At 40.6% G+C, this 22,143-nt stretch carries 14 protein-coding genes; 8 read left to right on the forward strand and 6 right to left on the reverse strand.

Annotation, left to right across the window (positions count from 1 at the left end; translation table 11 throughout):
• The first annotated feature begins 1 nt into the window (after position 1).
• The 8 genes from FKG96_RS11870 to FKG96_RS11905 all read left to right on the forward strand — a co-directional run bounded on the left by FKG96_RS11870 (position 2) and on the right by FKG96_RS11905 (position 13,168).
• Positions 2-1,903, forward strand: coding sequence for a glycoside hydrolase family 88 protein (locus FKG96_RS11870; protein ID WP_130857562.1), 1,902 nt, complete (start codon positions 2-4; stop codon positions 1,901-1,903).
• Between the two features lie 139 nt (positions 1,904-2,042).
• Positions 2,043-3,584: a tagaturonate reductase gene (locus FKG96_RS11875; protein WP_130857561.1), complete on the forward strand. Its 1,542-nt coding sequence runs from the start codon at positions 2,043-2,045 to the stop codon at positions 3,582-3,584.
• A 3-nt stretch (positions 3,585-3,587) separates the two neighbouring features.
• A complete protein-coding gene (locus FKG96_RS11880; RefSeq protein WP_130857560.1) occupies positions 3,588-5,231 on the forward strand; it encodes a UxaA family hydrolase in 1,644 nt (547 codons plus the stop codon).
• Positions 5,232-5,347: 116 nt separating this feature from the next.
• Positions 5,348-6,760, forward strand: a complete 1,413-nt coding sequence (gene uxaC / locus FKG96_RS11885; RefSeq protein WP_013666162.1) for a glucuronate isomerase — start codon at positions 5,348-5,350, stop codon at positions 6,758-6,760.
• Between the two features lie 330 nt (positions 6,761-7,090).
• Positions 7,091-8,533 carry an MFS transporter gene (locus tag FKG96_RS11890; protein WP_130857559.1) on the forward strand — a complete coding sequence of 481 codons (1,443 nt, stop codon included), beginning with the start codon at positions 7,091-7,093 and terminating at the stop codon, positions 8,531-8,533.
• A 232-nt stretch (positions 8,534-8,765) separates the two neighbouring features.
• Complete coding sequence (locus tag FKG96_RS11895; protein WP_013666164.1) at positions 8,766-9,935, forward strand: MFS transporter; 1,170 nt, start codon at positions 8,766-8,768, stop codon at positions 9,933-9,935.
• Between the two features lie 764 nt (positions 9,936-10,699).
• The gene (locus FKG96_RS11900; RefSeq protein WP_130857558.1) at positions 10,700-12,109 is read left to right on the forward strand and encodes an alkaline phosphatase; all 1,410 of its coding nucleotides are present in this window, start codon (positions 10,700-10,702) and stop codon (positions 12,107-12,109) included.
• Between the two features lie 75 nt (positions 12,110-12,184).
• A complete protein-coding gene (locus FKG96_RS11905) occupies positions 12,185-13,168 on the forward strand; it encodes a 2-hydroxyacid dehydrogenase (protein ID WP_130857557.1) in 984 nt (327 codons plus the stop codon).
• Positions 13,169-13,761: 593 nt separating this feature from the next.
• On the opposite strand, the gene FKG96_RS11910 is transcribed toward FKG96_RS11905, so the two are convergent.
• From FKG96_RS11910 to FKG96_RS11935, 6 genes are all read right to left on the reverse strand, one after another.
• Complete coding sequence (locus FKG96_RS11910; RefSeq protein ID WP_130857556.1) at positions 13,762-14,844, reverse strand: metallophosphoesterase; 1,083 nt, start codon at positions 14,842-14,844, stop codon at positions 13,762-13,764.
• The gene (locus FKG96_RS11915; RefSeq protein WP_130857555.1) at positions 14,841-15,521 is read right to left on the reverse strand and encodes a GDSL-type esterase/lipase family protein; all 681 of its coding nucleotides are present in this window, start codon (positions 15,519-15,521) and stop codon (positions 14,841-14,843) included. The genes FKG96_RS11910 and FKG96_RS11915 overlap by 4 nt, the downstream gene beginning before the upstream one ends.
• Before the next feature lie 8 nt (positions 15,522-15,529).
• Positions 15,530-16,483, reverse strand: a complete 954-nt coding sequence (locus FKG96_RS11920; RefSeq protein ID WP_246860274.1) for an HAD family phosphatase — start codon at positions 16,481-16,483, stop codon at positions 15,530-15,532.
• 5 nt (positions 16,484-16,488) lie between these two features.
• Positions 16,489-17,268: a glycerophosphodiester phosphodiesterase family protein gene (locus FKG96_RS11925; RefSeq protein WP_149105546.1), complete on the reverse strand. Its 780-nt coding sequence runs from the start codon at positions 17,266-17,268 to the stop codon at positions 16,489-16,491.
• Between the two features lie 117 nt (positions 17,269-17,385).
• Complete coding sequence (locus FKG96_RS11930; protein WP_210421309.1) at positions 17,386-18,960, reverse strand: RagB/SusD family nutrient uptake outer membrane protein; 1,575 nt, start codon at positions 18,958-18,960, stop codon at positions 17,386-17,388.
• 20 nt (positions 18,961-18,980) lie between these two features.
• Positions 18,981-22,076 carry a TonB-dependent receptor gene (locus tag FKG96_RS11935; RefSeq protein ID WP_130857553.1) on the reverse strand — a complete coding sequence of 1,032 codons (3,096 nt, stop codon included), beginning with the start codon at positions 22,074-22,076 and terminating at the stop codon, positions 18,981-18,983.
• Between the last annotated feature and the right edge of the window lie 67 nt (positions 22,077-22,143).

A 22,143-nucleotide genomic window follows, 5' to 3' on the forward strand; every position in this document is an offset into this window, starting at 1 on the left:
AATGGATTGGATTTTTAAGCGGCTCTTGTTGCTATCGCTCATGATAAGCTATTTTAATGTACAAGCACAGGAAGTAAAATATAGTGAGTTGATGACGCAAACGGCTATGCGACTTTGGCCTGATGCTTTTACACTGGAAAAAAATCAGCCGGCTAAATGGAGTTATGACTTGGGGGTAATTCTAAAAGGAGTAGAAGGGGTTTGGAAGAATACAGCGAATAAGCGCTATTTCGATTATATCCAGCATAAAATGGACCATTATGTGCAGGAAGACGGTACCATCAATGCTTATAAAATGGAGGATTATAATATCGACTTCATTAATAACGGAAAAATCCTCTTATTTCTATATCAGGTAACTGGAAAAGAAAAGTACTTAAAAGCAGTCCGGCATTTAAGAAAACAACTTGATACACATCCACGAACCAAACAGGGTAGTTTCTGGCATAAGAAGATCTATACACATCAAGTCTGGTTAGACGGCTTGTACATGGGACAACCTTTTTATGCGGAATATGCAAAGCTGTTTAACGAGCCGAAAGCTTTCGACGACATTAGCCGTCAATTTGCTTTAATTGAAAAGAATACGCGTGACGAAAAAACGGGTTTATTATACCATGGTTGGGACGAATCGAAAGAACAACAGTGGGCTAATAAGGAAACGGGTCGGTCACCAAATTTTTGGAGCCGTGCGTTAGGATGGTACGGCATGGCCTTGGTAGATGTACTGGATTATTTTCCTAAAAATCATTCCGGTAGAGATACGATTGTAGCTATTTTGAATCGTTACGCAGATGCAGTTGCCAGGTTTCAGCAAGCGAATGGTCTTTGGTACCAGGTGACCGATATGCCTAGTAGAAAAGGAAACTACCCAGAGGCTTCTGCTTCATCGATGATTGTCTATACTTTAGCAAAAGGTGTGCGTTTAGGATATTTACCTGCTAAATTTTTGAAAAATGCTGAAAAGGGTTATACGGGTATTTTGAAAGAGTTCATTGAAAAAGATGAACAGGGCAATGTCAACTTAAACGGCACGGTGAAAGTTTCCGGTTTAGGAGGAAAACCCTATCGTGACGGCTCCTTTGAATATTACATGAGCGAACCGGTCATTCAAAACGACCCGAAGGGGATCGGTGCTTTCATACAATGTGCAGTTGAAATGGAAATGGTCCCTAATTTGAAATTCGCTAAAGGAAAAAAGGTGCTGTTGGATTATTATTACAACCATGAAACAAGGAAAAGCTTACTAGGGCAGCAAGAACGTTATCATTATACCTGGGAAGAGCAGGATAACGGTGGTTATTCCCTGTTAGGGTACATTTTCCGTTCCTACGGTGCAGTTACTGATTCATTGGGAGTAAAACCTACAGAAGAAAATCTTCGAAAGGCCGATGTATATATCATCGTAGATCCTGACACCGAAAAGGAATCTGCCCATCCAAATTATTTGGCTACTCCTGAAATCGATGTAATTGTTAAATGGGTTAAAAATGGAGGAACACTTGTATTGCTTGGAAATGATGCCGGCAATGCTGAGTTTACGCATTTTAATGAGCTTGCAGGCCATTTTGGTGTTCAATTCAATGAAGACAACCATTTGATGGTGAAAAACAATCAATTTGAACAGGGAGCCGTTCAAGTCGATAAAAGTAACCCTATATTTAAAAGGCCCTATAAATTGTATATCAAGGAAATCAGTTCACTTCGCGTTTTTGCTCCTGCCACACCAATCGTTGGAACAAAAGGGTTAAATATCATGGCCATTAGCAAATACGGCAAGGGAAAAGTGTTTGTGTTAGGAGACCCATGGATATACAATGAATATTTAGATGGAAGGAAGTTACCTGCAAAATACCAAAATTTTCAAGCAACACATGATTGGGTGAAATGGTTAGTGAAATAGTTAAGTAGTTAAGTAGTGAAATAGTTAAGTAGTGAAATAGTTAAGTAGTGATAGCATACAGGTTAAGTACCATTGGTGATCGTATTTAAGAACTACTCAACAACTTAACTACTCGACAACTCAACATAAAGCAATAAAAATGGAACGTTTAAACAATAAGTTTTTGCAAAAGGGTACGTTACCTGTCGAGGTTGAAGTGCCCGCGGCCAATTGGAAGGAATTGCCGGTAAAGGTAATACAGTTTGGTACGGGCGTATTATTAAGAGGTCTGCCTGAATATTTTATTGACAAGGCAAACAGAAAGCAGGTATTTAATGGAAGAATCGTTGTGGTGAAATCTACGGCAAGTGGCAGAACAGATAGCTTTGAGGAGCAGGATGGCTTATATACCCTTTGTGTAAAAGGAATTGAAAACGGAAAAGAAATCGAAGAGATCAGTATTAATTCTTCCATTAAGGAAGTATTAACCGCTTCGGAAAATTGGGGAGAAATATTACGTTATGCAGAAGAACCGCAATTGCGGGTAGTAATATCGAATACAACGGAAGTAGGTATAATGTATGATAAAGATGATAAGATTACATTGAACCCACCGCATAGCTATCCAGCTAAATTATTGGCTTTCTTGTATAAACGTTTTCAGTACTTCGGTGGTGATAAGGAGGCGGGAATGGTTATATTGCCAACAGAATTAATCTCAGACAATGGAAAAAAACTGAAAGAAATTATAGTGAAATTAGCTGAGCAACATCGGTTGGAGGCGGCATTTTTACATTGGCTTGAAGATGCCAATTATTTTTGCAATACATTGGTGGACCGGATCGTACCAGGAAAGCTTCCCTTCGAAGAACATCAAAAAATGCAGGAGCGTGTAGGATATCAAGACGACTTAATGATCATGGCGGAGCCTTTTCGACTTTGGGCAATAGAGGCGAAGGATCCGAAAGTTGCGGAAATTTTATCATTCAGTACTGTGGACGATGGAATGGTCATCACTTCAGACATAAGTAAATTTAAAGAGTTAAAGTTACGGCTGTTAAATGGTACGCATACCTTTTCGTGTGGATTAGCTGTTTTAGCTGGTTGCGAAACTGTAAAAGCAGCCATGGCTGATCCTCTTTTAGAAGGCTTTATAAAAAAACTACTAATGGAGGAAATTGTTCCAACCGTTGTGTCTCGCGGTGGTATCGAAAACGAGGAAGCCAAGCTTTTTGCCGAAAAAGTGCTGGATCGTTTTAGAAATCAGTCACTCGACCATAAGTGGATTAACATTACATTGAATTACACGTCTAAAATGGAAATGCGTAACGTAGCGCTTATAAAAGGATTTTATGATGCAGTAGGTGAGGCACCGGAGTTTATGGCCATGGGCTTTGCAGCTTATATACTTTTTATGAAGGCGAAGCGCAGTATTGACAATACCTATAAAGGTTATACTAACGAGAAGGGGTATTATACCATTAATGATGAATATGCCGCCTTATTTGAGGGACTGTGGAGTAAAGAACCGGAACAAGTGGTTGAAGCAGTTTTGAATGATCAACGCATATGGAAACAGAAGCTGACACTCCCCGGTTTTCAGGAGAAGGTACTGCATTATTTACGTTTATTAATGGATAATAAGGTTAAAGAAGTAATAAAAGAGGCTGTTAATAACAAAAAATACAATCAGCTTAATTAGGTTATGGGAGCAAGGGTTTTAAAGATACATCCGAAAGACAATGTATTGGTCGCGCTGCAAGATTTACAGCAAGGAGAACAAATCGTATATCAGTCGGAAACATATCTGCTGAAGGAAGATATTCCGGCAAAGCATAAGTTTTATACGCAGGATTTGGAAAAAGGAGCGGAGGTTCTCATGTACGGAACGCTCGTTGGGAAAACACAATATCCCGTGAAGGTGGGGGAACGTATGAGTACGGATAATCTAAAGCATGCGGCTGCAGCTTACGCATTCCGACCCTACAATTACCATTGGGAAGCCCCGGATGTATCCAAGTTTGCTAATAGAACTTTCAATGGATATCACCGGTCTAATGGTGAAGTTGGAACGGCAAATTACTGGTTATTTATACCTACCGTTTTCTGTGAAAACAGAAACCTAGACGTCATAAGAGAGGCATTGCATAATGAATTAGGGTATGCCGTGACAGATAAATACAAGAGGAAGGCGCGCTTACTGAAGGAATGGTACCGACAAGGTAAGGACCTTGCTTCAGTTGATTTAGATTTGCAGGAAGCATGGGTCCCAACCGATCGGGTTTTCAAAAATGTAGACGGCATTAAATTTCTGAACCATCAAGGTGGTTGTGGTGGTATTCGACAGGATGCGGCGGTATTAAGTAAGCTTTTGGCAGCTTATGCCGATCATCCGAACGTGGCCGGTGTAACCGTGCTCAGTTTAGGATGTCAAAATTTACAGGTGCAGGACTTTTTAAATGACTTAAAAGACCGTAATCCAAACTTTGACAAGCCGCTTTACATTTTCGAACAGCAGCAGTCTAAAAGCGAAGAACAAATGGTTACGGAAGCGATTAGACAAACGTTCATAGGTTTAGCCGAAGCTGATAAATTGGAACGGAAACCTGCACCGCTCAGCAAGCTTACACTCGGTGTGAAATGCGGAGGCAGTGATGGTTTCAGTGGTATCTCTGCCAACCCTGCTGTAGGCTACTGTGCTGACCTACTAGTAGCACTGGGGGGGAAAGTTTTATTAGCTGAATTTCCGGAACTATGTGGGGCCGAGCAAAATTTGATAGACCGCACAAAGAATGAAGAGGCTGCAAAAAAATTTATAACCCTTATGGGGGCCTATAGCCAAGCGGCCGAAAATGCCGGTTCGGGATTTCATATGAATCCTTCTCCCGGAAATATTAAGGATGGCTTGATTACGGATGCCATTAAAAGTAATGGTGCCGCTAAAAAGGGTGGGACAGCGCCGGTAGAGGATGTGTTAGACTACACGGAACCAGCTATTAAACCGGGTTTAAACTTGGTTTGCACCCCTGGTAATGACGTAGAAGCAACCACGGGTAAAGCAGCCAGCGGAGCAACACTGATTTTATTTACAACAGGTTTAGGAACGCCCACAGGAAATCCCGTATGTCCGGTAATTAAAGTCGCCACCAATTCTTCGCTCGCTTCTCGTATGGCAGATATTATTGATATTGATTGCGGTCCGATTATTTCCGGTGAAAAAACCATCGAAGAAATGGGTGAGGATATTCTGGAATATTGTATTCGGGCAGCAAGCGGTGAGGTGATTCCCAAAGCAGTGCAATTGAATCAAGATGACTTTATTCCTTGGAAGAGAGGGGTGTCTTTGTAGTTGCTAGTTATTAGTTGTTAGTTGCTGGTTATTAGTTATTAGTTGTTAGTTATTGGTTGTTAGTTATTAGTAGAAGCAGGCATAAAGCGTACGCCTACTGCCTAAAGCTCACGAGTATGAAAAAATTCTTAGATAAAAATTTCTTATTAGAAAGTAATACAGCGCAAACATTATATCATGAATATGCGGCGAAAATGCCCATTATCGATTACCATTGTCATTTGTCCCCTCAACAGATAGCCGAGGATGCCCGATTTGAAAATATTACACAAGTATGGTTATATGGCGATCATTATAAATGGCGGGCAATGCGTACGAATGGTGTAGATGAACGCTATTGTACCGGCGATGCCAGTGATCGGGATAAGTTTTTAAAGTGGGCTGAAACTGTACCATATACCCTAAGGAACCCCCTTTACCATTGGACGCATTTAGAATTGCAGCGGTATTTTGGCATTGATAAAATACTGGACGCTAGTACTGCTGAAGAAATATACGATGAAGCGAGCGATTTACTTAAGAAGCCGGAATATAGTGTCAGGAATCTATTAAGGAAGATGAATGTAAAGATTGTGTGTACAACAGACGATCCGACAGACAGTTTAATATATCATCAACAGCTAAAAAAAGAGGGCTTTGAAATTCGGGTACTACCTGCCTTCCGGCCAGATAATGCGATGAACCTTTCTGTACTGTCGAAATTCCAGCAGTATGTAGAAAAATTGAGCCGCGTTTCGGGGGTAACTGTTCAAAATTTTGATGACTATTTGCAAGCGCTGAAAGTTAGACACGATTATTTTGCTGAAAATGGATGCTGTGTGTCAGATCATGGGTTAGAGGAAATTTATAACGAATCCTACAGATTAGAAGATATTAGAACCATCTTCTCCAACGCATTGCAGGGTAAAGTTATTTCTGATGAACAGCATAATCAATTTCGATCGGCCATGCTAACCTATTTCGCTGAATGGGACCACGAAAAGGGATGGGTGCAACAGTATCATTTGGGTGCACTTCGAAATAATAATTCAAGAATGATGCAAAAATTAGGTCCTGATACGGGTTGGGATTCTATCGGTGATTTTTCGCAGGGAAGGGCTCTAGCGGGTTTCCTTGACAAACTGGATAGTCAGGATAAATTAGCTAAAACCATCCTGTATAATCTTAACCCGGCAGATAATGAATTAATAGCGACCATGATTGGCAACTTCAACGACGGTTCTTCGGCCGGAAAGATTCAATTCGGCTCCGGTTGGTGGTTCCTTGATCAGAAAGACGGTATGATCAAACAGATGAATGCGTTGTCGAATATGGGACTGATCAGTAAATTTGTCGGCATGCTGACTGACTCGCGAAGCTTTCTGTCTTATCCTCGTCACGAATACTTTAGACGAATCCTTTGTAACTTGTTCGGCGAAGAAGTCGAAAACGGTGAGTTACCTGAGAATTTACCTTGGATTGGCAAAGTTATCGAAGATATTTGCTATCATAATGCCGCTAGTTACTTCAATTGGCCTACAGAGGGGTGAGGGATAAGGTGTAGGGTGTGAGGTTTAAGGTATAGAGTATAAGGTATAGGGTGTAGGGTATAAGTATACGGTTTTAGGTATATTAGGGGATAAGGTTTAAGAGATGAGGTGTCAGAATAAGATTTTTTCTTGATACTTACCTGCCTGCCGGTAGGCAGGTGTCTTGACACCTATATCCTGACACCTATATCCTAACCACAGAAAGCCGACTCTACGCTAGGATTATTAGCCAAAATTTAATATCATTGTAGCTGAATAACTAACGTAAGGAAAACGTATGAATGTGCAAACGTTTTCTTTTAACCTAATTAACATTTATTGCCATAAATCATGAATTCTAAAGAGACAATAGGTAAGTACAGATGGACAATTTGTACACTGCTATTTTTTGCTACTACGATCAACTATATGGACCGTCAGGTGCTTTCCTTAACATGGAAAGATTTCATTGCACCTGAATTCAAATGGACCAATAATGATTATGGTAACATAACAGCTTTGTTCTCTATATTTTACGCGATATCTCTTTTGTTCGCTGGTAGATTCGTAGATTGGTTAGATACAAAAAAAGGTTTTCTATGGGCAATAGGAATTTGGTCGATCGGTGCCTGTCTTCACGCATTTTGTGGTATTGCAACGTCAGGGTTGTTAACCGGCAAATGGTTCGTAGGGTTTGAAGGCGCGAAAGAGGCACTAGCCCTCGTTGGCGATTCTGCAAAAATTATATCAATCAGTGTCACGCTTTTTATCTTTGCTCGACTTGTATTAGCGATAGGGGAAGCGGGTAATTTTCCGGCGGCAATTAAGGCGACGGCTGAATATTTTCCGAAAAAAGATAGAGCCTTTGCTACCAGTATTTTTAATGCGGGTGCAACGGTAGGTGCACTTGCGGCTCCTGTTACCATACCGTTTATAGCCGAAGCCTATGGATGGGAGATGTCCTTTATCATCATAGGCGCTTTAGGGTTCATATGGATGGGATTTTGGGTGTTTATGTACCATAAACCTGAGGTACACCCACGCGTTGGAAAAGCGGAACTCGACTATATTCAGCAAGATTTAATAAACGATAGGAAGTTGGTTGACTATGTAGAAGAAACAACCGATAAAGCTTCTTTCGTTAAATGTTTGAAATATAATCAGACATGGGCATTTGCCTTTGGTAAGTTTATGACTGATGGAGTTTGGTGGTTTTTCCTCTTTTGGACACCTGCTTATTTAAGTTCCGTATACGGTATGGATTCTACACAAAGTGCCTTACCTCTTTTTGTTTTATACCTTATTACCCTGCTTTCTATAATTGGCGGTTGGCTTCCAACTTACTTCGTCGATAAAAAAGGGATGAATCCGTATGAGGGCCGTATGCGATCGATGTTGATTTTTGCCTTTTTCCCTTTGTTAGCGCTGTTTGCTCAACCTTTAGGACATATAAGTTATTGGCTTCCTGTAATTATTATCGGTATAGCTGGTGCAGCACATCAGGCTTGGTCTGCCAATATTTTCACCACCGTAGGTGATATGTTCCCCAAAAAAGCTATTGCTACGATTACGGGTATCGGCGGTATGGCTGGAGGCGTGGGTTCTTTCTTTATTAATAAGGGTTCCGGAATGCTCTTCGATTACAGCAAAGAAACGGAGATGTCCTTCATGGGTTTTCATGGTATTGAAGCTGGTTATTTTATTATATTTTCCGTTTGCGCGGTTTGCTATATCATTGGCTGGGTAGTTATGAAATCGCTAGTACCTCGATATTCGCCTATTACGGATTTATAGTTATTGGTTGCTAGGTTGAATAGTTGAGTTGTCGAGCAGTTCTTAAATGTGATCGCCACTCAACTACTTAACTAGTATAAAAACTCTACTAATCCCAAAAAAAATTTATGTAATCTATGTTCTTTTTATGAACTTTGCGTAAGAATTGGATATTGAAAAGAGAGCCAAACTACACCTGCTCTTATCGTCTTTGGCTCAATTTGAACCGATTCGTTAAGTTTATTAAATAAACGTGGAAACTCATATACTTCCTGCTACTGCGTATAATCGCAACCGTGTCCGTTTGGCTGTATCTCTTTTTTATTTTTGTCAAGGCTTGGCTTTTGCCTCTTGGGCAAGTCGTATTCCGGATATTAAAACTAAACTTCATCTTTCTGACGGGCAATTAGGTAGCTTACTATTTGCACTACCGCTAGGCCAATTGGCTACAATGGCGCTCTCCGGTACCTTAGTAACTAAGTTTGGCAGTAAAAAAGTGTTAACCGTAGCTGCCGCTTTATATGTGGTTGCACTTACTAATTTAGGTTTAGCTTCTCAGGGTTGGCATTTAGGTGTTTCCTTATTTATATTTGGAATCATCGGTAACATGTGTAATATAGCAGTAAATACACAAGGGGTTGCCGCAGAGAATCTTTTCGACAAACCAATCATGTCCTCTTTTCATGGGGCTTGGAGTATTGCAGGGTTTACAGGTGCTTTGGTAGGCCTATTGATGATCAATCTACATATTGCTCCTTATCTACATTTTTGGATTATCGCAGGCCTGGTATGGATAAGTATCCTAATCAATAATAAGTTTCTTGTAGCAGGGGTAGGACCGGCCAGTACTACTAAAAAGAAATTATTCTCCAAACCTGAGGGGGCTTTGCTACAATTGGGTGTGATAGGCTTCTGCAGTATGGCTACTGAAGGGGCGATGTTTGATTGGAGTGGCGTATATTTCAAAGATATCGTAAAAGCGCCGCAGGCATTGGTACCCCTTGGCTACGCGTCCTTCATGGTGATGATGGCTTCAGGGCGTTTTATTGGAGATCGGCTCATTGCTCGATTGGGTAGAAAAAGGGTTTTGCAAGTGAGTGGCGTATTGATATCATCGGGTATGTTCTTGGCGGTGTTGTTTCCCTATATTATTACGGCAGTAATTGCTTTTATGCTGGTAGGACTAGGAGTCGCAACCGTTGTTCCTACGGTCTATAGTGTTGCCGGGAGAAATGCTAAAGTATCACCGGGAATTGCCTTAGCAATGGTATCGAGCGTGAGTTATCTTGGTTTTCTTATGGGACCACCGCTCATTGGTTATATCGCTGAATTAGCCAGTTTAAGGTATTCTTATGCAGTTATTGGCGTGTTTGGATTGGTGATCACGTTGTTGGTTGCTAAAATAAGGGCTATTAATCAGTAGTCGCACCTTAATTCCGTTTCTTTTAATCTCACGGGCTTAAGTATAATCGGGGGAGGGTGTTAAAGGAAAGATTTTTTTTATCAACTTTTTCTTGGCAAAAAGTTGAGCAAAACCCAAGGCTTTGTAGACTATCTCGCAACTGATGGCAAAGCATTCATGGCGCGTATTGGAGCCGTTTCACTTCCTCAATCCGCTTGAGTATTGCAAGACGAACATGTGTGCAAATGCTTTGCTGCTCGTTGCATCGATATCCTCCAAGGCCGTTTTTCCCACACACAGGGCTATATTTAGGGCTGAAGAAATAATAATACGTCCGGTTAAAAGTAAAGTCCCTTCGTTCTGCCACAATGTCGCCTAGGAAATTTGCGGTTTGCACGTTGATGCATTACCATTTAAAGCAAAGTTCCAAGCGACGAGTCTTTGGTTACTTTTTTCATCACTTGTTCGTTTTTATGGCATTCAAGCTACTTCGTGGTCTTCGGAAGAAAGTGACAAATTAAACCTTCGTTTAATCTAAACAATCTATTGAACATAAAAGTGGTTGCCGTAAGGAGAACCACTTCTTGGCAATAGTTTTTTGCAATACATCTGCATTTTATGTTCTCTATTTTTAGTGTTTGAAAACACTTACCGCAAACTTGTTAACTTAATATAAAATTAAAATGAAACTAAGTTGCTATTAATATTATTCGTTTAAATTTGTCATTTACTAACACTGCCCATAGGAGTACGTTTGGGAGCTAATGATATAAAAACAAAAATAAATGAAACGTAGAGATTTCTTTAGAAATACCGCATTTACCGCATTAGGGGCTTCCGTATTATCCCCGTTTCAATCAATTGCCGGCAATCGGCCAATGAAAAACCCGTCGGTAAGGAAAGCCAAGAATATTATTTTTATGGTGAGCGATGGGATGAGTACCGGAACCTTAAATATGGCTAACTTACTGTTGCAAAGAAAGGAAGGTAGACAAAGTAATTGGTTATCACTATATGAAAGAAATGAGGCGGTTCGAGCGTTAATGGACACAGCGTCCGCGAGTTCTTTGGTGACTGACTCAGCTGCCGCGAGCTCTTCTTGGGGAGGAGGGGTACGTGTTCCGAATGGTTCATTAAATGTGAATGCTGATGGTTCTTTTAATAAACCTATCCTACAAAAATTTAAGGCTGCAGGTAAATCGGTTGGTTGTGTTACTTCTGTCCCCATCACCCATGCTACGCCTGCCGGTTTCTGCGTAAATAGCAATAAGCGCTCAGATCAACCCGGTATTGCACTTCAATATTTAGACTTGCGTTTTGACGTCATGATGGGCGGCGGGCTTGAATTTTTCAGTGCCGATAAAAGGGAAGATAAGCAAGACCTTTTCGCTAAATATCGACAAGCTGGATTTATGGTATTTCAAAATCGGGATGAAATGAATACCCTTTCGGATAAGGAAGATCGTCCGATATTGGGTGTCTTTTATGCCGACGGTTTACCATATGCGTTGGATCGAGCGAATGATCCCACACTAGCATCAACAACGCCAAGTTTGGCCGAGATGACTAAGGCAGCGATTAAGAAGTTAAAGAATAATAAGAATGGTTTCGTATTACAGATAGAAGGAGGAAAAGTAGATTGGGCTGCTCATGCGAATGATGCAGGAGCACTTATTTATGACCAATTGGCCTTTGATGAAGCAATAGGAGAAGCAATGGCTTTTGCTTTAGCTGATAAGGAAACCTTAGTGGTTTTGACCACTGATCACGGTAACGCGAATCCAGGTCTGTTTTATGGGGAACAAGCGAATAGGAATTTCGACCTCATTCAGTCGTTCAAACATACAAATGACTGGATTCTAAACGGAACGGATAAAAGTTATACGCCATCGAGGTTGATTGAGCGTATCGAATTTGCGCAAGGCTATTCGATCACGATCGACGAAGCAAACGAACTGTTGAGCCATTATGAGACGCTTGATGGAGATGGCCTTTATAATCCACGCAAACTTCCATTTAGAAAGCTAGCCCAAATTCAGGAGAAACACCTTTCCGTCGGTTGGGGTTCAATGGATCATTCTGCCGACTATGTTGAACTTGCTATGTATGGTCCTGGAAGTGAACAACTTAAACCCTTTGTTAAAAATATAGAGTTGCACAACTTTATGCTACAAACTACGGGAATCTTTGTTTAGCAGGTAACCTAACTGCGTTTTATTTTGTTATATAAGGGAGATCGTTTATCTTGTATCGATAAATATATACACAAGATGAGGATCGCTTTTTATAGTGCACAACCATACGATAAATCTTCTTTTGAAGAAATGAACAAGGAGAAGGCTTATCGTTTTCTTTTTTTTGATATCGACCTCAATGAGCAAACGGTAAAACTTGCGGAAGGTTGTGATGCGGTCTGCATTTTTGTAAATGACCATGCAAATGCCAAAGTGCTTGAAAGGCTCGCTGGCTTAAACATTAAAATCGTGGTTTTACGTTGTGCAGGATTTAATCAAGTCGATTTAGAGGCCGCTCAGCGCTTTGAAATCAGCGTATATCGCGTCCCCGCCTATTCGCCGGAAGCAGTCGCTGAACATGCGGTAGCTATGATCTTGACGCTAAATCGAAAAACACATAAAGCTTATAATCGAGTGCGGGAAGGTAATTTCTCCTTAAATCGTTTAACCGGCTTTAATCTGCATGGAAAGAAAGTAGGTGTGGTAGGTTTAGGAAAAATAGGACTGGCATTTTGTAAAATTATGCATGGTTTTGGATGTGAGCTCTTAGGGTATGATCCGGTCGAGTCGACTCATCCCGACTATATTATAAATGTGAATTTTGAGGAACTCCTGTCAAAAAGCGATATTATTTCACTCCATTGCCCATTAGTGCCGAGTACTAAACATATGATTAAGGAAGAGAGCCTTGCTTTAATGAAAAATGGTGTTATGCTTATTAACACCAGCAGAGGGGCCTTAATTCATACTACAGATATTATTAATTCTTTGAAAACCGGAAAAGTGGGACATTTAGGTATTGATGTATACGAACAGGAAGAAAAGTTGTTTTTCAGGGATTTTTCGGAGCATATTATTGACGATGATGATATTTTGCGATTAATGAGCTTCCCCAACGTACTTATTACCTCACATCAGGGTTTCTTTACAACGGAAGCGCTAGCCGAAATAGCGTCGATTACCTTGAAAAATCTAAGGGACGCAAAAAATGGTCTAAAAACGAACAATTCATTAACCTAATAATGAATTGACATAGATGTTTTTGACAAGATGACCTTCGGTAACGAATAATGTCTTTTTTTATGTTAAACGAAGGTTTTTTAATCAGATTCTTTTATTTTTTAATTTATCTCAATTTACCTTGATGCAAAGTGAGTCAAACATCAAGGCTGTCCGGTTCGCGCTAAAAATTCGTTTCTCAACCCACCGTTCTGCGGAGTCGCCCCAATTCACAATTCCTTCCCTTCGCTTTTTCGCATAACGTCTTTTCCACACTTCTAACAGAATTTTCTTTACGCCCACCCTAGAAGAATTAATATATAGTCCATTTTGTTAAAATTTGTTAAAATTTTAACAGCGAATGTAACCATTTGACTTTTCCATAGTCTTATAGTTGGTTTTTGTTTATATTGGGTTTGTCAAGCCCTGTGGTTCCCAAATCACAGGGCTTGTTTTTTAAACTGACAATCATTGTCATCAAAATGTTAAACAGCAAAAAAAGATTTGTCAAAGTGTATTTTGTACACTATCTTTGTATCATTCATAATTTAGGTTTATAATTGGTTAGTTAGGAAGCCTTCAATCTCCCCGGTTGAAGGCTTTTCTTTTCTGATTTAATCCAGTTCAAACGAAAATTCATCGTAGTCTTTTGTGCGCCAAGCTAAATGTTGTGTCGCCGGCGAAATGGCAAATAAAGGAGAGAAGGTTTTTACTTTGATGGTCTTTCCATCCGGTAAAAATTCCAATATACGTAACCATCCGTCACCACCGTTGCCATGCCAACCACCTCCCAAGGCCTGCGCGTTAAAGGTCATTTGCTGTACTTTTTTCCCACCGGCATTGGTATCTGTTCGGAAGCCGATATGGGCTCTTTCATCATCAGGTGCACCAATATGGCCGGAAAAAACTAAGACAATATTTTTTGAAGGTTTTACTAACTTTTCCCACACAGCCTTTCCATAATTTGGATTTTGCAATTTGTAACCTTCTGATTCTATGTGTTCGTTTTTCGCATTTAGATAGGAGTGTGTAAGCAAGACAACCCGATGTTGTGCATAAGCGGGTTTATTGACTATTTCTTTCGCCCAAGCTAGGGTACCATCGTGCGGTGCAAATTCAAGCACTAAAAATAAGTATTTGATGCCTTTTGGGTCGCTAAATTCATAAGCCGCGTTTGTTAAACTTGGTTTACCGTCAATATCGTAACCAACTTCCTTCAGTAAAGCTTTTGACAATGGATTTTTATCGAGTGGGAAATACTGATTATAGTTGGTTTCGCGATTTTCTGCACTTTTAATGCCGTAATCATGATTGCCTGTAGCTGCAATATAAGGCACTTTGCCATCTAGTTTATTAAAGCCCTTCGCTACCGAGCGCCATTGTTCAATACTTACTTGATTACCATTTTTGCCTTCGGGGATCCATATATTATTCTGTTCAACCAAGTCGCCCGTGCACAGAACCATTTTAATATGTAAGGGATCTATTTGTTCGCCTATCCAACTGGTCATCAGGTCAAAAATAGCTTGATTACGACTAAATTTCACATACGTTTGCGGGTCGGGTAATAAGATCATTGACCATGAATTGCTATCCGTTAGCGCAGGGGGTTGATAGGAGTTGTTTTGTCCGTAAGTCTCCGTTCCAAGGTGGAATAGAATAAAGCTAAATACCCAAATTTTTAAAATAGATTTCATAAGTAACCTCCATCTTTTAAGATTTTTGCCCATAATTGATAACCTTCCATACGTAAATGTAAACCATCGTGCGTCAAGGAGGCCTTCAAACGATTGTCTCCATCAAGAAAATGCGGATATAAATCGATTAATTGAATGCCCTTTTCCGTGGTTAGCTTTCGGATGCCTTCGTTTATGTAAAGAATATGTTCGTCTTTACCATAGTGGTTTTTGAACTTCTCAAAAGTACTGTTTACCGGTAACAGAGTTTGGAAGTAGATGTGGGTTTTGGGTGAACCTTTTTGTATTCGGTCGATTATTTTTTCGTAATTATTGAGAATAACGTCGTCCGGTATATTTCTGGATATGTCGTTAATACCGATGAGCACGAATATCTTTTTCGGTCTACCGGCAATCACATCATCTAGTCGTTCAAGGACGCCAAACGTTATGTCCCCGGAAATACCTCTATTACGCGCTTGCGGGATTTGCAATAATTCATTCCAGTCTGTTCCTGCAGTAATGCTATTGCCAAGGAAAATGATGTCTGACTTAGCTTTTGGAAAGGATTTAAATTGATCAACGAGCAGGGGGTAAATGGCCGGGCGATAAGTGCTATCCCAACCTTGCTGAGCTTGTGATTCTAAAAAGCCCATGAACAGCAAATAAGCTATTAAAAGTGATTTCAGCTTGTACATAGTTATATTTAATGCTTAATCTTTGGATGACTTTTATTAGGGGGGATACCCCATTCTTTTGTGATATAGGTAGATTTTGTGTCGTCGGCATCATGGCAATAAACGGTTAAGGCATCATGCGCTTCCCAGTATTGTTTAACCGTATACCCATCCATGTCACCCGCGTGTATGCCTTTTTCTATTTTCTCATCATCGGGATTTACAATAAGTTTGATACCCACCGATTCGTTCATCATTTCCAGATCCCCGCGACTGTTGCCACCTACTAATAGGGGGCGAGCCTTGATAAATGTTTGAATGGCTTCCGCTTTACCCCCGTCTTGCGGAATGGGGCAAACCAACTGATTAGTTACTCTGCCGTGACTAACTACCGACTTTACACCTAGTATGCGTTCTTCCGGGATGCCAAGGTTTTCCTTTACAAATTGCTGATAGAGTAGTTCCGGCGATGCCGAAAGCACCCAGATTTCGAATCCATAGTGTTGTAGATTTGCGAGCAATTCACGCATTTCCGGGTAAAATTTCGACCGATATTTTTCATAGAAACAGTTTTTTCCAATTGCCTTGACTGCATCTGGCGTCAAGCCCGCTAAAAAAGCAATGCGATTTTTGACATAGTTGACGCCTACATTGTCTCCATGCAACATTGCATCGATAATGGCCATTTTCGCTTTAGATAAATTGTCTACCTTTTTTGCATAATTCTCCTTGGCAAACGCGTAGATTGCTTCGTCAGCTAAGTAATAAGGAGATTGTCCAAAGAGTGTTCCATCACAATCGAAAACAGCAACTTTTCGCTCCTTGATAATTAAGGTCGAGTTAAGGAAACTTTCCAACTTTTGATTAACCTGGTCTGTCCAACCGTGGATTGGCCGATAGGTTTGCGCAAAAGAAAAGGTAAATAAGAAAGAAAAGCCCCAGATAAACAGGGCTTTCTTGATTTTGTTTACTACTAACATCATCGGGCTTACTTTTTGCTGAGAATGTCAAAAAGCAGCTCAGGTTCATTGGTGGTAATGTATTCTACTTTTTGATCGAGCAAACTTTTCATTTCCTCTGCGTCGTTTACAGTCCAAACGTTAACTGTTAAGCCGATCTTGTGGGCATCCTCAATCCATGATGGATTTTTTTTGAAAACATTGTAATGGTAATCGATGCCTTTAAACCCATCAGCTTTTGCTTCGGCCGGACTTAAGTCGCCGTTAAGATAGGCCACTTCAGCTTTTGGGGCCAGTTTTGCTAGGTGTTTGCCTGCGTCGCGGTCGAAGGTAATATAGTCTACCCATTTTTCGGCACCTAATTTTTTAACAAGGACAACAGACATTTCCGCAGCCTTCAATACACGTTCCTTGCCTAATTTGGAAGGTTTCAACTCAAAGATCAGTTTTGTCTTTTTCTGTTTCATACCCTCTTTAAGATAGGCCTCAACGGTTGGAATAGATTCGCCGTTCGGATGCTTTTTGGCTAGTAATTCTTGATATGTTGCAGTCTCTATATCGATACCGTAAAAATCCCTATCGTGATTTACCACCAGGATATCATCTTTAGTTAAGTACACATCGAATTCGGAACCGTAGCAACCGAGTTCAGCCGCATGATTTAATGACGCAAGGGAGTTTTCCGGTAAACCGGCCTGTTTCCAAGCCCCTCTGTGCGCAATAACTACGTTTTTATTAAATTGAGCATAAGTGCTTTGCATAAAAGTAAATAAACAAATTGCAGTGATTAAAAAAGATTGTTTTTTCATTGTTTTTGTGTTGTTAAATATGCTTGCAAACAATTGAGCAAATTACAAATTATCCATGATAATAGGCGATTTTGCTCGGATTGCTTTGTGTTATATAAATGCTATCTTTATGTTAATTCAATAATTTGGATTTTGTTCAAGTTTCGAATTCAGATCCAACTCTTTTTGCGCAATAGGCCACCAATAATCTCTTGCCGGATTGAATTTTCTCGTCTCAATAATGTTGTTTTGCCACGTTTTTATAGGGGCATTCATAACAACTTCGGCAATTTTCCAACGTCTTATGTCGTTATAATAAAGCGCTTCTCCTGCAAACTCAATCCGTCTTTCTTTCCTGATGAGTTCGCGCATTTCTGATTGACTTTTATTGGATGGAATTTCCGGCATACCGACACGTTTTCGAATTTTGTTTAGGTTTTCGAGAATGGCAGGATTGCCTGGATCTATTTCATTGAGTGCCTCTGCATACATCATCAATATATCCGCATATCGTAGGACAATGAAGTTCGTTTCTGATTGCCCGGACTTTAAATCAGATTTATCTTTTGGTGGTTTTTCTGCGTCATAAATGGAATATTTTTTCATCGCGAAGCCGGTCTGTTTATAATAGTCGGCACTTGCAACTTCTCCCTTAAAAAGGGACCCAGGGTATACGACTGTTGCGGCTAGTCGGGGATCACGATTTTCATAAGGCTTTGCAGGATCATAGCCGGCGCCAGGGTCGGTAATAGGCAATCCGTTCTTCATGTCGTAAGTATCCACCAAATCTTGAAGTGGTGCATTCGAATTATATTGTGTATTGATCAGATCAAATGAGTGTCCTTCGTCAGGAAATAGAAATTGTACATCGAAAATAACTTCTTTATTGTTTTCGTTTTCCGGAAGGAATAATTTCCTATAGTCTTCAAACAAATCATAGCCTGCCGCAGGAGCGAGGTCTAATACAGCTTTTGCTGCATCTGCAGCAGCCTGCCATTTTTCGGAACTATTGCTCGGATTCAAAAGAGGGCTTGCTTCGTAGAGGAGCACACGCGCTTTTAGTGCCATGGCGGCGCCTTTTGTAGCTCTTCCTAAATCTCCACCTGCATGTTTTACCGGAAGTTTCTCAACGGCCGTATTTAGATCAGCTATAACCTGTGCAATCACTTCTTCTCGGGAATTCCGAGGCATGCTTACTTGTGTGTCCGGATTTGGTGCTTCCAAAATAAGGGGCACTCCACCATAATAGGTAGCCAGTTCAAAATAATAAAGCGCTCTTAAGAAATAAACTTGCCCCTCCATGAGGTTCTGTTTTTCAGCATCGAGCCCAACATCGCCCACTCGTGCGAAGAATGTGTTAGCACGTCCTATACCTTGATAGCATTGTGCCCAACGATTGGCAATAATTCCTTCTGTACTGGCGGATTGCTGGCTACGTCCAATCGCATCGTAGCCTAAGGTACCGCCACTATAACAATAAGCGTTAGGAGTTGCGCCTTCTTCCCATAAAGGAGTGGCATCTCCTCCGAACAAACCATTACCGGTTAATACGGCGTAAATGCCGGTTAATGCTGCGTTTGCAGTAGCTTCTGTTTGCCAAAAATTGCTTTCGGTATACTTGAAATCGGGTTCCCTGTCTAGAAGATCCGGGTTACATCCCGCCAAAACAAGCATCGTGTAAATGGCGGCTATTTTATATTTTTTACTTTTCATTTTTTTGTCTTAAGATGATTTTAGAACGTTACATTTATGCCGCCACTAAAGGTTTTTAACATCGGATAATGATATAAGGAGCTATAATTGATAATCGTTTCCGGATCGAAATCTTTGTATTTAGAAAAAGTCAGGAAATTTTCTGCATTTACAAAGACGCTAACCTTAGCGATATTGATTTTTGATGTCCATTTCTGAGGAATCAAGTAGGCCAACTGTACGTTTTTTAAACGCAAATACGAGCCACTTTTTAGCCAAAAATCAGATTGGAGAAAATTGTCCTTATTGCCCGTACTTTCCGTCACAATGGGTAATCGGGCTTGCGTGTTTTCAGGCGTCCAGGCATCAGTGAGCCATTCGGTTGTGGCACCTGCTCCGTTGTTGAAAGGATAAGCTAGGTTTGCCATCGGGTAAATTCTAAGACCGGCTATGCCTTGAAAAAATGCGCGAAATGATAAACCTTTATAATCGATGTTAAAACCGAATCCGTAAGTATACTTCGGAATAGCAGACGATTCATCCAAAGCTACTCGATCTTCACCGTTTATAATATTGTCGCCATTGATGTCTTTGTATTTGATGTAGCCTGGCCTAGTTGCGTTGCTTTGAAAGGCATGGTTGTCAATTTCCTCCTGATTTTGGAAAAAGCCGTCCGCTTGCAATAGGTAGTGAGCGCTAATGGGTAATCCTTCTTTTGTTATGGTTGATAAATTAGTGTCGAAATCGTAAAGAATTTGGCCGTCCAAATCGATCACTTTATTTTTATTGTATGCTACATTACCCTGTATTCCATAGCTTACTGCGCCTATTTGATCGCGATATTGCGCCGTTAGTTCGTATCCCGTGTTATCTACGGTGCCAACATTTCTCTTAGGTCCTGTTAAGCCTACTTGAGAGGGGAAGTTAACTGTTCTTAAAATACCAGTCGTATGCTTTTTATAAACATCTGCGGTTAGATTTAACTTGCTTTGCATAAGTTCGATATCAAGGCCCCCATTGTAGGTCGTTGTTGTTTCCCAAGTTGTCCTTGGATCTGCATAAGCCAAAGCCGCGGCACCCGGAGCTAATAATCCACTCGGCCCTCCGAAACTATAATCTTGCTTAAGTTCAATGTTGTTTTCATAACTATATAGCTCGACAGCCTGATTTCCTAAGCGGCCAACCGAGGCGCGTAACTTTAATAAATTGATGGTGTTTGAGTTAAAGAAATTTTCCTGATCAATACGCCACCCGGCTAAAATGGAAGGGAAGAAACCCCATCGGTTTTCTTTGGAGAACCTGGAAGAACCATCGTAACGAAAAGTCGCCTCCAATAGGTATTTGTTTTTATAATCGTAGTTCGCTCTTCCAAAATAGGATATCAAAACATCTTCGGTAGTTTTTCCGGAGATTGCGTTCCGAATGCTTCCTACACTCAGTGCCGTTAAGGTTTCGTCCAAGTATCCCGTCATTTCAGCAGCAAACTGTCCATTGCTGAAGTAATCATAAGCAGAGCCTACCATGATCGCTACATTGTGCTTCTGCTTAAACTGTTGTTTCCAGTCTAATGTGTTGTAGAAGTGGAGATTTAAGTCATTGTCGTCCGTTTTATTAGATCTTGGCGCCGTAGCGGGGCTGTTCCAATTGGTTGGTTTCAATGTCTTTGGATTGAAGCTTTGCACTTGCGGGGTAAATTGAGAAAGGAGACCATCATATTTGTCTGCGCCAAACTTGATGTTGTAGGTGATGTTCCAGGGCAATTTGTATTCTCCGAAAACGGAGGCTAAAAAGCGCTGAACGATTTTTTTGGAATAACCGGTTTCGGCAATCATTCGCGGATTCTCCCAATTGTTTCTGCCAGGCGTAGATAACCAGGAATTGCCGTAACGACCATCTGCAAGTCGATCTGTCAAAATGGGTAGTGTGCGACTTAAATATTGGAAAAAGTTATTTCCATAAAAGGGTTGCTCATAGTTTCGATAATATCCGTCAATGGATGCGCCCACTTTTAAACGTTGCGAAATATTGATGGATGCATTGAAACCGAGCGAATAACGCTTTTCGTTATCAGAGGGCCCGATAATGATACCATCTCTGTCTAAATACCCCAATGACAAGCGGTATTGATAGGTGTCCGAACTTCCACCAAAGCTCAGGTTGTGCTTTTGTATGTTGCCATCTTTTAAAGCGATGTCAAACCAATTGTTGGCTGGGTAGGTATGAGGATCTGATGCCATTCCAGCCTGGTATTCTTCAATTTGACTGTCCGAATAAACGGGGGCCTGTCCTTGGTTGGCGAGTGCTTGGTTTTTTAAACGCATGTATTGAATCGGATCCCAGATGACGTCGGGCATTCGTGTAGGATTTTGAATACCGTTGTAATAATTATAATTCACTTGTGATACCCCAGTTCCCTTTTTGGTCGTAATTAAGATAACACCGTTGGCAGCTCTTGATCCATATATTGCCGCTGATGCATCTTTCAGTACCGTTACGGTTTGAATATCATCGGGATTTAGTTCGTCCATCGAGTATTCGATGCCATTAACCAGAACGAGGGGGTTATTATTGCTAAGTGTACCCATGCCTCGAATCCTAATTTCCGATCGATCAATTCCCGGTTGACTTTGGCCAAGTCGAACGAACATTCCAGGCATCCCTGCTAATGCATTACTGATGTTTGTAGTTGGCGATCCTTCTTTTTCCTTCATATCTAAGGTACTGACGGAACCTGTTACATTTTCCTTTTTTTGCGTACCATATCCAACGACGACAACATCTTCTAACAAAGTGTTCGCTGATTCTAAGCTGATTGAAAGCTTTGTTAAATTACTTGTCACATTCAATGTATAGGGTCGATAACCGACATATTTGAAAATTATGCTGGTATTAGCATTAACTTTAACAGCAAAATTCCCATTCGCGTCGGAAATGGCAATAGCTTTATTGTTGGCAACGATAGATACACCTGGTAACGACTCTTTCGTGTCTATGGCTTTAACAGTACCTTGAATAGTAAAGGTTTGTTGACTATAAGCCGTGGCCGCGTATAATAGGAACGCTAATAGGCACCGAAACCTATAATCGGCAAAGATCAAACTTCTTTTTTTTAGTGGTCTGGTTTTAATTTTTTTCATTTGTTTTTTCTTTTATTATGAACAGGCTCTACCCTAAGCGAGAGGCATGACTAATGATTTCTTCTTT

Origin of the sequence: Olivibacter sp. LS-1 (assembly GCF_008245145.1) — a bacterium.
Lineage (GTDB): Bacteria > Bacteroidota > Bacteroidia > Sphingobacteriales > Sphingobacteriaceae > Olivibacter > Olivibacter oleidegradans.

Excerpts from the sequence above, each read along its gene's own strand:
- FKG96_RS11910 (WP_130857556.1), bottom strand. The coding sequence starts at position 14,844 with ATGAAATCTATTTTAAAAATTTGGGTATTTAGCTTTATTCTATTCCAC.
- FKG96_RS11915 (WP_130857555.1), bottom strand. The coding sequence starts at position 15,521 with ATGTACAAGCTGAAATCACTTTTAATAGCTTATTTGCTGTTCATGGGC.
- FKG96_RS11890 (WP_130857559.1), top strand. The coding sequence starts at position 7,091 with ATGAATTCTAAAGAGACAATAGGTAAGTACAGATGGACAATTTGTACA.
- uxaC (WP_013666162.1), top strand. The coding sequence starts at position 5,348 with ATGAAAAAATTCTTAGATAAAAATTTCTTATTAGAAAGTAATACAGCG.
- FKG96_RS11925 (WP_149105546.1), bottom strand. The coding sequence starts at position 17,268 with ATGAAAAAACAATCTTTTTTAATCACTGCAATTTGTTTATTTACTTTT.
- FKG96_RS11930 (WP_210421309.1), bottom strand. The coding sequence starts at position 18,960 with ATGAAAAGTAAAAAATATAAAATAGCCGCCATTTACACGATGCTTGTT.
- FKG96_RS11905 (WP_130857557.1), top strand. The coding sequence starts at position 12,185 with ATGAGGATCGCTTTTTATAGTGCACAACCATACGATAAATCTTCTTTT.
- FKG96_RS11900 (WP_130857558.1), top strand. The coding sequence starts at position 10,700 with ATGAAACGTAGAGATTTCTTTAGAAATACCGCATTTACCGCATTAGGG.
- FKG96_RS11870 (WP_130857562.1), top strand. The coding sequence starts at position 2 with ATGGATTGGATTTTTAAGCGGCTCTTGTTGCTATCGCTCATGATAAGC.
- FKG96_RS11880 (WP_130857560.1), top strand. The coding sequence starts at position 3,588 with ATGGGAGCAAGGGTTTTAAAGATACATCCGAAAGACAATGTATTGGTC.
- FKG96_RS11875 (WP_130857561.1), top strand. The coding sequence starts at position 2,043 with ATGGAACGTTTAAACAATAAGTTTTTGCAAAAGGGTACGTTACCTGTC.
- FKG96_RS11935 (WP_130857553.1), bottom strand. The coding sequence starts at position 22,076 with ATGAAAAAAATTAAAACCAGACCACTAAAAAAAAGAAGTTTGATCTTT.
- FKG96_RS11920 (WP_246860274.1), bottom strand. The coding sequence starts at position 16,483 with ATGATGTTAGTAGTAAACAAAATCAAGAAAGCCCTGTTTATCTGGGGC.